General features: G+C 35.7%; 15 protein-coding genes. 5 read left to right on the forward strand and 10 right to left on the reverse strand.

Features of this window, described 5'->3' with window-relative positions:
• Positions 1–147 precede the first annotated feature (147 nt).
• Both ACNF42_RS07800 and ACNF42_RS07805 read right to left on the reverse strand, forming a co-directional pair.
• Positions 148–288, reverse strand: coding sequence for a hypothetical protein (locus ACNF42_RS07800; RefSeq protein WP_443340193.1), 141 nt, complete (start codon positions 286–288; stop codon positions 148–150).
• A 217-nt stretch (positions 289–505) separates the two neighbouring features.
• Positions 506–658, reverse strand: a complete 153-nt coding sequence (locus tag ACNF42_RS07805; protein WP_443340194.1) for a hypothetical protein — start codon at positions 656–658, stop codon at positions 506–508.
• Positions 659–748: 90 nt separating this feature from the next.
• Between ACNF42_RS07805 and ACNF42_RS07810 the strand changes: the two genes are divergently transcribed.
• Positions 749–889: a hypothetical protein gene (locus ACNF42_RS07810; protein WP_443340196.1), complete on the forward strand. Its 141-nt coding sequence runs from the start codon at positions 749–751 to the stop codon at positions 887–889.
• A 210-nt stretch (positions 890–1099) separates the two neighbouring features.
• Here the strand turns inward: ACNF42_RS07810 and ACNF42_RS07815 are convergent, their stop codons facing one another.
• Both ACNF42_RS07815 and ACNF42_RS07820 read right to left on the reverse strand, forming a co-directional pair.
• Positions 1100–1330 carry a hypothetical protein gene (locus tag ACNF42_RS07815; RefSeq protein WP_443340197.1) on the reverse strand — a complete coding sequence of 77 codons (231 nt, stop codon included), beginning with the start codon at positions 1328–1330 and terminating at the stop codon, positions 1100–1102.
• Positions 1327–1497 carry a hypothetical protein gene (locus ACNF42_RS07820; protein ID WP_443340198.1) on the reverse strand — a complete coding sequence of 57 codons (171 nt, stop codon included), beginning with the start codon at positions 1495–1497 and terminating at the stop codon, positions 1327–1329. The genes ACNF42_RS07815 and ACNF42_RS07820 overlap by 4 nt, the downstream gene beginning before the upstream one ends.
• Positions 1498–1790: 293 nt before the next feature.
• On the opposite strand from ACNF42_RS07820, the gene ACNF42_RS07825 reads away from it, so the two are divergent.
• The 4 genes from ACNF42_RS07825 (at position 1791) to ACNF42_RS07840 (ending at position 5211) form a co-directional block, all read left to right on the forward strand.
• The gene (locus ACNF42_RS07825) at positions 1791–2384 is read left to right on the forward strand and encodes a zinc-ribbon domain-containing protein (protein ID WP_443340199.1); all 594 of its coding nucleotides are present in this window, start codon (positions 1791–1793) and stop codon (positions 2382–2384) included.
• 66 nt (positions 2385–2450) lie between these two features.
• Positions 2451–2624, forward strand: a complete 174-nt coding sequence (locus tag ACNF42_RS07830) for a hypothetical protein (protein ID WP_443340200.1) — start codon at positions 2451–2453, stop codon at positions 2622–2624.
• Positions 2625–3413 carry a hypothetical protein gene (locus ACNF42_RS07835; protein ID WP_443340201.1) on the forward strand — a complete coding sequence of 263 codons (789 nt, stop codon included), beginning with the start codon at positions 2625–2627 and terminating at the stop codon, positions 3411–3413.
• The gene (locus tag ACNF42_RS07840; RefSeq protein WP_443340203.1) at positions 3406–5211 is read left to right on the forward strand and encodes an ATP-binding protein; all 1806 of its coding nucleotides are present in this window, start codon (positions 3406–3408) and stop codon (positions 5209–5211) included. Before ACNF42_RS07835 ends, ACNF42_RS07840 begins: the two co-directional genes overlap by 8 nt.
• Here ACNF42_RS07840 and ACNF42_RS07845 read toward each other — a convergent pair.
• The 6 genes from ACNF42_RS07845 to ACNF42_RS07870 form a co-directional block, all read right to left on the reverse strand.
• On the reverse strand, positions 5205–6221 hold the full coding sequence (locus ACNF42_RS07845) for a phosphoadenosine phosphosulfate reductase domain-containing protein (RefSeq protein WP_443340204.1): 1017 nt from the start codon (positions 6219–6221) through the stop codon (positions 5205–5207). The genes ACNF42_RS07840 and ACNF42_RS07845 overlap by 7 nt on opposite strands.
• Positions 6222–6315: 94 nt before the next feature.
• Positions 6316–6783, reverse strand: coding sequence for a hypothetical protein (locus ACNF42_RS07850; protein ID WP_443340205.1), 468 nt, complete (start codon positions 6781–6783; stop codon positions 6316–6318).
• Positions 6768–7091, reverse strand: coding sequence for a hypothetical protein (locus ACNF42_RS07855; RefSeq protein ID WP_443340206.1), 324 nt, complete (start codon positions 7089–7091; stop codon positions 6768–6770). Before ACNF42_RS07855 ends, ACNF42_RS07850 begins: the two co-directional genes overlap by 16 nt.
• 308 nt (positions 7092–7399) lie before the next feature.
• The gene (locus ACNF42_RS07860; RefSeq protein WP_443340207.1) at positions 7400–8638 is read right to left on the reverse strand and encodes a DNA adenine methylase; all 1239 of its coding nucleotides are present in this window, start codon (positions 8636–8638) and stop codon (positions 7400–7402) included.
• A 180-nt stretch (positions 8639–8818) separates the two neighbouring features.
• Positions 8819–9775 (reverse strand): hypothetical protein, encoded by a 957-nt coding sequence (locus ACNF42_RS07865; protein ID WP_443340208.1) that lies wholly within the window; start codon positions 9773–9775, stop codon positions 8819–8821.
• Positions 9776–9779: 4 nt separating this feature from the next.
• On the reverse strand, positions 9780–10421 hold the full coding sequence (locus ACNF42_RS07870; RefSeq protein ID WP_443340209.1) for a tyrosine-type recombinase/integrase: 642 nt from the start codon (positions 10419–10421) through the stop codon (positions 9780–9782).
• Positions 10422–10612: the final 191 nt, after the last annotated feature.

The following is a 10612-nucleotide window of genomic DNA, read 5'->3' on the forward strand; positions in this document are numbered from 1 at the left end:
TGTCCGGGATCTTGTTATGCTTTCAAGATACTTTCTCTCATCATCCGTCAGGGTGATGTGTGGCTTAACACGCTTGAACACCATAGGTAGATATGGATACTGAGTATAAATAATTGTAAGTGTATTATGGAAACGCTATAGTAGTTATCATTGGAATATCTCCTCCATTTTTGAACCGCACATGGTGCACTCATTAGCCTTACCGAAGAAATGCCCACTATTCTCACACTCTCTCGCCCGCTGCTCCCTTATTGTTTTTACAAATCTTTCCATTCGTTCTATATCCATTTTACTCTACCTCCATTATTCTATATTCACTGAAACTCGTGCTCCGTTGAACCTCAAAATGATCTGGATATTTCTTTAAGTGGCCCTTAAAGTTGTAAAACACCGTTTTGTGCTTGCCAACACAAGATTTGCCACAGGAGCATTCAATCTTCATCGTATTCATCCTCCTCATAGGTCTCAGAATCATCGATCCCGAGTTCATCTCTCTTTGTCAGCATCATGCATTAGCCTCCCTGTAGCATCTTACACAAAGCCTCATAGCATGAGAAAGATTCGCAGCCTTTCCGGAATCGACGAGAGCCCGTAGAATCTTCAAATCCGCCTGCTCAACTGATACACTGATCTTAATTTTCTTACTTTCACCTACCAAGTCATACCATCTCCTGTATATTTACTTTTCCTACTTTTACATACTTTAGAGCAATAAAAGAGTAATACCCATACATCTTACTGAGTAGGAATGAAAAGGAAAGTCTCTGTTGCGATTGACGAGGAACTCCTGAATTGGATTCATGGAGAGATAAACAAAAAGCGGTTTGCGTCAGTTTCCCATGCAGTAAATTATGCATTAAATGAAGAGAAAAAGAGGGATGCCTTATAGCGAAAGGAAATGATAGTAAAGGGACTAATGTTTTAGTCATCTTGTTTGTAATTGTTGTTTTAGCCTTCCTTGGATATGAGTTCGTCTTGCCTTTACTGTTCTCTGCACTGAATACAACAGAGAGAGATGCTGAGGCGTTATTTTTTTCAATAGTAGTAGATTTGGAGTACATTGGAGTGATTCTACTCCTGATTGGAATTGCATATGCATTCATCTGGAATTCCTCCCGGAACAAGTCCTGAAAAAATTGAATATCTGCCTGAATTTCATGCCAAGTATCAGGAAGGCGATAGGCATGAGCAAAACGATCGAAACTATCCCAATGTAAGGATTATCCTGAACTATCTTTATACAGAGAATCAGAACGGCTATCCATACAAGGAAGTAAAGCAATACTACCCCAAAAATAGCAATAAAATCAGAACGATTAGAATTGCTCATGCCGTTACCTCCCTGTCTTCTTCTCTGATCTTTTCAACGAGGCACTGCAAATGGTACGTTCGCATTTTATTATTCAGCGGGTCAGCCTGTCTTGCTACAGGGTAGACATTGGCATACGGATGTACCCCTACATCAATGATTTTCTGGCATCTGGAACATTTCTTCATGCTGAGGCCTCCATTTGATGTGTTCGCTGGTATTCATCAACCAGCCGCATAATTACCAATCTCATGTTATCGACCCTTAATTCAAATTTGAGTTCTCTCAGGGTCTCATAATCCTCATCATGTAGGGCTATCGTTTTCATTTTATCAAAACATAAATCTAATTTAAGATATAAAGATTATGATTTATTATTTCATAAATCATTGCCATGGTGTTTTTTATATTCTCTTATGTATTATTATTTGATAATTTGACAGCTCTAAATAACAAATTTGCTAATTCTCTATTGAAATATTTGTATGAAGAGAATAAGTCTCTTAAAAAGTCGGATTTAGGAGTTATAGTTAACAATCCTTATACATTGACAAAACTTCTTGAAGGTTTATCTGAGGAGGGGTTTATAAATTATGAGGTGAAAGAATTTGGCAGGAAGTCGTATAGCATATCTCTCACCGAAAAAGGTCGAAAGGTAGCAGAGCAATTGAAAAAAGCCGAAGAAATCGCAAATTCTCCAAGCGTTGAGGTTGTCCCAAAATCTGATCTCGATCTCACGATGACCGAAGAGGAAGCGGAGATGGCCAAGCATCTCAATCTTTTATTTCACATCAACGTTATGGACGATCACATAACCGTTGAGGAAGTGAAGCCGGGAAAGCCTCCAAGGATATTCAACATATACGTAAAGAGAAACGGCAACGGCGAATTCAGGCTCTGGTGCGAACATGATGATTCATACGATTGCTGGCATGTGAAGGCTGCATGGACATATCCTCATGTCCAGAAAATGATGATGCACTACAAGGGCAAGGTGAAGGTATGTCCTGCATGCGGATATGAAAACCCGGAAGTGGCAAAGTTCTGCATGAATTGCGGGGTGAAACTGGAATGAATGGCAAGGGAGATGAGATTGTGGAGCAGATCGAGAAGTTGAAGAAAATGAGAGGGGAATGAGACATTGATGAATGCGGAAACGAAAAATATATCCACAAGTCTAAACGAAATTGAAATACCACGTATAACCTTGAAAAAAGGTGATATAAGATTTGTATCAGTCAGCACCATGATTAAGAAAATATTGAATGTGAACATCAAAGATGACGTTGGCATCTACAGCATGAAGGTGAACTGATTGGGTACTCAATTAAAATGTAATGGAAATGAAATCGAACCAGTATGTCATTTAAGTCATTCAGATACTTTTCCTTGTTATGAAATTTTAAATGGGAACATAGAAGAAGGTTACGTTGACCTGATTTGTAATTCGTCTCATTTTGTCAGAATGAAGGTAGACAAAAATGCCAATGGTGTTATAAGCTTAGATAAGCAAGAAGATAGTAAAACAATTGAAGGCTTTATAAAATCACAAAAAAAATACTATTTGCAATTTACTGATGAGGATAAGGAACTCTTCGATAACTTTGTCAGTTTTATGACTATAAAACATGCATTCGGCAGTGCAATATCTTTAAGGGTATTAATGGAAAATTTCATGAAAAAAAATTTCATAAGCCCAGCAATTATAATGTTTCTAGACGACCAAGATAAGGGTGAATTATTCGATAAGGCACGTGAAAAAAACACTGATTATTTGTCTCAGGCACTTAATATGATAACATTTACAGACCTAATTTATTTATTAAAAGATCAAAAACTTCCAAAGAACAAAAAGGGTGCTCTCAAAAATAAAATAAAAACATCAATTATTAGTTATGTTACTAATACTGAAGAAGGAAAAAACAGAAACCTCGGAGAAGAAGAATTAGGAGATATAAAAAATATATTTGATACTGTATCTAATGTTATACACGGAAAAAAATATGATACAGATCAGATTTTTATTGACTCAAAACCGTTCTTTGAAACACTTAAAAAATTTTACTCAGGAAAAGGTGCAAATGAGGTGATACAAAATGAATAATGCGGAGGAAGCCATAGATACCATCTCTCTGCAAGTGGCAGCTCAGATTATAAAACACATATCTGCAGGGTTATACAGGTCTCCTGCGAGTTCTATAAAAGAATTGCTTAGTAATTCTTACGATGCTGATGCTTCAAATGTATTGATAACTTTTCATTTCAGCTACCTTAGGACTGAACTTCATCTGGATAAAATTACTATCCGGGATGACGGGGTGGGCATGTCGTTAGATGACTTGTATTATGTTTTTACTCATATCGGTGGAAGTAAAAAAAATACAACAAATGAAATTAATGTTACTCCTAAAAAGAAGAGGAAGGTTGTCGGTAGAATGGGAATCGGCATGCTTTCAGTTGCTTCTGCTTGTAAGGGGTTTGTTGTCAGGACAAAGAAATCAGACCAAACAAGGGAATTTATTGCAAAGATATCTTTGGCTTTCTTCGATGACATTATCCGAAGAAATGAATCTATGGACAAATCTAAATTGGGAAATGTTACTTTATCTTCTAGGCATGTTGGCGGCTATGAATCTTATACAGAAGTAGAGATTAGCGACTTTAAGCCACCTTTTCTGGAATCGATAGTTCCTACAATAAAGGAATCCCATGTATGGAAATATCAAAGAGATAATTTAACTGATGAAAACTACTTTGAGGAATTTTTAGATGAAGTACAAAGAATGCACAAGTTATCATTGTTACCTCAAATGGACAAGATTATTGTTGACATTGGACTGATGAGTCCTGTAGAGTACCTACCTGATGGTCCAGTTAAAACAAAAATTAAATTTAGAGGAAAGGAATTCAAAATACCGGGAACAAACGATCCTTTGTATTTGGAGATTAAAAGAAGCACTAAGGATTTGGACTTCAATGTAAGAGTAAAATTTTTAATTCAAACTAGTGATAGCGAAGTAAAAATCAGAAACGAGTTTAAATTATTTAAGCCACTTTTATACCCTTCTCTTGATGATATCGAAAAGTATGGATTTGAAGATTTAGACCCATATGTTTATTTACTTCCTCAAATAAATAAAAAAGTCCTAAGCGATGAGGGTAACTATGAAAATGTAACTGTAAAGGGATTTTATTATCACCAGTCTAAGCGTGTATTCCCATCTGAATATAGCGGTCTCCTGTTTAGGCTTTTTAACGTGGCATTAGGCAATGAGTTTACCGACCCAATGAAATTTTTCGTGGATACATATATGGTGCAACAGCAGTCAATTGTTGAAGTATTCATGGATGACGGATTTCAGCAAATAGTAAATTTAGATAGAGAAAGTCTTTATGAAGGAAACAACGTATATCGTTTTCTTAAAAACTATCTCACCAATCATATTCGTGGAGATGCTCCTCCTAAACAGGACCAATCAAAGACTGACCCTGAAAAAGCTATAATAGAAACACAGTTTTTTAAAGAGCAAAGAGCAATGTTTCCTGAAAATAGGGAAGGATCAATAGTTTCTAAAATTAAACACCGTAGAGAGACATATAGAAAAAATAAAATCAAAGGAAGAGTGGAGGGAGTCCAGCAAAAAATACTGGATGAATATGATGTAGAAAAAATAGAGTTTAAAAGAGTGCATTCGATGCAAGAAGTAGGGCTTTACAAAGAGTCCAAAACACTAATAGCAAAGATACCTTCGTTCACAAAGAGAAAGGGACTATGGGATACCCTATGTGTGGGTTTGTTGTATAACTTGCAGAATGATCAGGAAAAAAAGGAAAAGATTATCCAATTTGTATTGAATCTTTACCAAGAGGTAGAAGAGGGGACTAAAAATGAGGATCAGTAATCCCTATATTTACCGCTGTCGAGTAGAGTTTGGATAGCTATTACTTCGTCTTCATTTATTATATTAAAATTTATCTCACTCTGCAGTTCTAATATCCTTTTTAATATAATCTCTCTGAACGCTATATTCAGTCTTCCCTTTCTTCCGTCCTTTCTGAAATATCTGTTCTCTGGCTTTTTGCATTCTTCAACTATCCATTCCCTGAATTCCAGTAGCTTCTTAACCTTATAATCTCCAGACCTGGCCAGTGCAATCATAGTTTTATCCTTCATTACAACAGTGCACATCCAGCATCCGAATCTCATAGAAGTATTTCCGTACAGGTCAACAACGAGCTGAGTCTCGGCAACTGCTTTCCTTCCAGGCATCATGAGGAAATACCATACATCTTCTGCCGACCAGTGTATAATTGGAGCTGCGACATCTATTCCCTTCTGGTTCACCCATACATCACTACCACATTCGTTTGCCCCACCATTCAGACATGAACTTTTCAGCCTTATGTCTCTCTGCTGGCTTTCCCCCATTCTCAGGCCAGTGATGAATAAACCACTGTCTTCATGGAGCTTTCTGGAAGGCTTTATCTTTATCTTTGGAGTACACCACCTGAATCTGGGACCTGGGGGAGGATAGCCTCTGCCTATCATCCTAACCCAGTAAGTATCATTTATATCAGGATATACAATCTTAACTTCAGCAGGATATTTTTTTTCTATAGATTTCAGGAAAGTGTGCGCAACAATGGCCATCTGTGGGATCTCCATCATTGTATCAGCATAGGTAATATTCAGGTCAATATCTGGATGAACTGTTTTCATGTATAATGATAGAACAACAAGGGCCGTACTATCCTTTCCACCAGAATAAGTAACAATCCATCTCTTGTTCTTTTTGTAGAGTTGTTCTAAAATGTTAATGCTTTCTTCGAATTTCTCTTTAAAAGCGTTATTTATGTACAGTGGAAGCAATGAAACATCATTTTGTTTAATCGTACTCTCTTGAACTTCCATAAGTACAATACATGCTGATATATAAAAGATCTTTGTTGCCAGAATCAGAAGGCATTGATTTTTTTTATCTTATTAAAAATAATTCATTACAGAATTAGATCTTAATTTTCTCTCTGTTTTTAAAGGCATTTTCACAGAAATCTTCAAGAGACTTTTCTATTTGTTTTTGAGTTGCATGCCTAAATGGACTACCTATTTCAGCAGCATATTTAATTAGTGCGTTTTCAGCTTCACTTCTATTATCGAATTCGCCTTTCACTTTTTTCTTTCTAGAGTTAACGATTTTTTCTGCCTCATCTAAATACATCTGATCCCATGATTTCCTGAGTCTTGTAAAAGCTAAAGAAGTGGAACCAACGCCCTCTGAACTTATAGCAACAGCCATAAGATAAATCACTGCATTTGCTGGGTATTGGATACTTAAATATAATATATAAATAAAACCACAAACCCACAATAAAAGAAGAATAATTACACTTATATCTGTAAGTCTTTTTTTCTTTTTTGCGACACTTATAATATATCCTTTCAGTTCAGCTGCATTTTTCAGCACTTTGGACATATTTTATGCCCCCCATCTTTGTTATCTTCAAAGCAAATTTTGTAGTTTCCATATCCATCATCTTCAAGAATGGGCACCATAGGCACGTTATGTTTTGGACATCTCACACCAGGCGAGATACTACTACTTATATAATTTAAAGTATATTGATTAGATTGCAGTAGTTCCATGATTCGCTTATCATCGCTCACGATCATTCTAGCTCCATTTACCCCTAACACGTAATATCGATCATTCATATGCTCCATGATATTCTTTATGTCCTCTCTAATTTCTTTTAGCAGTTTTAAAATATTTTCATTGTCCATAAATAAAAAATGAAGATTGCTATTTAAACTTGCCTTTGCTTAAAGTGAAGAGGTATAATAATCATTGGAGATATATTTAAGTACGTATGTGCTGAGAATCCGTTACCTTTTTTCATGGTGATAGTTATACATTCAAATTAGGCTACCTAGTTACTTTATTGTAATAAACTGCTTTTATCACATTGATTGCACCGATTTTTCCTTTATTTATAATTTTAAACATTTGTAAAATGTTTCGATTTGATATTCATCAATGAACTTCTAAAATCTATAGAGTTGCATATCTTCCAGCAGCTCCTTCAAATTCCCTAATTACTTCGGACATTATGGTAAAACAATTCGATCCTCTTCGTCTTTTCTCTCAATCTGCCATTTATTCCGTAATTCGTATATTCCTTCTTAAAGTTAGATTTTCCAAAGATCTTCTGGATGAATTCATCATCATTTATGTTTAACAGATATTTTCCCTTAATTTGGCCTAAAATGTCTCTTAAATCGATAAAATCGCTGTCCTCCATCTCATATTCATACAATCCCCTGATATTGTGATACGGAGGATCAAGATAGAAGAAAGTCCTCTCGGAATCATATCTTTTAATGAGATCCCTGAAGTCGAGCCTCTCGATGGTCCATAATCTTATCTCATCATAGATGGAATTGATTATATCCCCTGCCTTCAGAAGTCTTACTGATTTATTCCTCTTGGTCGAATATTCTCTAATACCGGTTAAACCTTTAATTTTAGGCCTGTCATTTTTTGCTATTGTTTCTAGAATATGATAATTTGGGAGGTATTGCCTGGAGTTATACGGTGGATCTACGTATGCAGTTTCAACTTCTACTTTATCGATTATCTCAAAGATATCCTGATTATAAGCCTCGTGTTTAAATTTAGATGGAACAACTTCGATAAATTTTAAGGTAACAGGTTTTTTGGATCTAGGATCCCATACTTTATTATAAGCACCATACGTTCCTGAAATGTTAGATACCTTTTGAACAGCGAATAATAGACTTGCCAATAAATAATAGTATTCATTGTCATTTATGTTATTGGTTTTCCACCATTCTTCTATTTTTTCCCTTATGGCATCTATCTTTCTCCCATTATATACAGAAAAATACTTTCTCTCAGTATAATCTAACTCTAAACTATAGGGAGTGTAATGCTTAGTTATAAAACCGTCTATGCCATCAATATTGCTTAAAAAATATAAGATCTGGTTTATCCTCATCTCATTTGAGTTAGAAAGGTCTGGTAAATCAACGGATTGGAATTTTGGATATTCATTTAGACCTATCAACGCTCTTTGAAGTACATAAGAGAAATATAGCGCATCATTTGATATTATTGGAAAATATTTTTTAAAACCTCTCCCAACCACAGCAGACCCGCTAAAACCATCTAAAAATGTCCCCCTGTATAAATCTTCTCTTTGGAGAATTTCTGAAAGGTAATTGATCAACCGGTATTTTGAGCCTATAAACCTGAATTGTGGTATATCAACTGTACTTAATAGGTCTATTCGCATTTCACCATATTCCATACTTTTCCTCCAAATTATAAGGTAGCTCAATTCTTGGGCTCTTTATATCTATCTTGTTCTTGCTTTCTATAGCATATTTATAACAGGTAATAATTATTCCTATTTTACCGAAGTAGATTTGTGGCCTTATGTTAATTTTTCTTTGTGAAAATACGACACCAAAGGAAAATCTACTTACTATTAAGACAACCACCTACGTTCGTCTTTATATCTCAATGAGTTAAGTTCCCTTAGGAGTGCGGTTTTAGTTAAGCCAGCCCTTATATAGCTCTTTATTGCTTCCCTTAAAAAGTATCTGGCATCCTTTAAATCGTCTCGGGAAATTCTGAAATTCACACCGTGAACTATTTTTGACCTGTTAGAATAAAGCTTTTTCACTTTATTAAAAACGTCTTTGGATGACTCTTCATCTCTGCCTAAAAGAATGGCCATATTTCTTGAAATTTTGTATGATATCTCTGAACTATCCTCACTCAATAAGCATTCTAGGCCCGTTATACACGAAACAAACGAGAGATTTTCAAAGTTTACTGTGTAAGAAAGTTCAAAACTTGAAAAAGCCATGTTAAGCGGTAATTCAGTGAATGGCAGAGATACTTCCCTCAAGAATTTTGAAAGACTATCCACTTCGCTTTTATCCAGATGATATATTTCACGCTGGACTATATTATAGACACGCATAGAATAAAGACGAATTGGTTCATTGGTATCGACATACATGAATTCAACAGGCATGCATATATTTCCCTCCTTAAAAAGCCTCAACAGCCTCAATTTATCCTGTACAAGATTACTAAGAGTACTGGCTTCACTCATTAAATTTAACGAGTCCTCATGGGATAATTTAATCTCAGCTTGGTCAGGAGAAATCCTAACTGATATTTCTGAATTTACTTCTTTGGTAATTACATAAAGCGGTTTTGAGGAATCTCCTATAAGCCCGCTTGTCGCATATCTGCTAACAAAGTCAGCATCATCACAACTTTTGCTTAGTTTTTTTAACAAGTCAAAACCCGTTTCATGGTCAAGTGGTTTTATAGTAAGACCATCCCCAAGTTGATACATTAGAATTGAATCATCACAATTTGAAATAAATCCAATCCATATAATTTTGGGTTTAGTGCTTCCATTTTTCATCTTCTCATCTCACTCTCCCCATAAACTCTGACGTATCCATCCCGGTAATCTGGGTATAGATACTTGTAGTAAAAACAGATGAATGCCCAAGCCATTGCTGTAATATATTCAATGGGACATTGTCCATTATGGCCTTGACCGCAAATGTGTGCCTGAACTTGTGTGCATGAATCTTAAATCCCAATTTATCCTGCATCTTCTTGAAATAGACGTCTACAACCTGTCTGCTTATCGGGAATAAAGGTTCCTCAGATTTTGTTGATATGTTCATATCCAGGAGATATTGCATGTAAGTATCCCTCAGCTCTGAATGCAATGGTATGATTCGATACTTCTCCCTCTGAATTCCTGTTTTCTTATCCTTTCCCTGTTTCAAGGTCTTCATTCTAATTGAATTTGTGACCAAATTTACATCTGAAGGTTTAACCAGAAGTACTTCATCTATCCTTGCACCGGTTCGATATAAGAATTCAACCAGGAGAAAGTATCTCTTATGCTTGTCTGATCTCCTTATGTCATTGTTAATCTTTTCAGAGATCTCTTGAAAGATCTTTTGAACTTCATCATCTGAAAAGAAATCTATGGAGAGAGATCTTCCAGTTGACTGGATCATCATGTTCTTTGGGATCGGGATCAGAGAACCCATAACATGACAATATGTTAGTCTTTAAATAGGTTTGTGATTGATGGGATTAGAGATCTTGTATATTATTTTTAACCAGACATGAGATCATGTTTGGCCAGGGATACGCGTTATCGATCTTGAGGATAACTCCTCGTGAAAGAGCATGCGTCTCCCTTCTTTCATTCTTTACCCGTATGGGATGTTGCAGTAAA

It is taken from the genome of Cuniculiplasma thermophilum (genome assembly GCF_052315355.1).
Classification (GTDB): Archaea; Thermoplasmatota; Thermoplasmata; order Thermoplasmatales; family Thermoplasmataceae; genus Cuniculiplasma.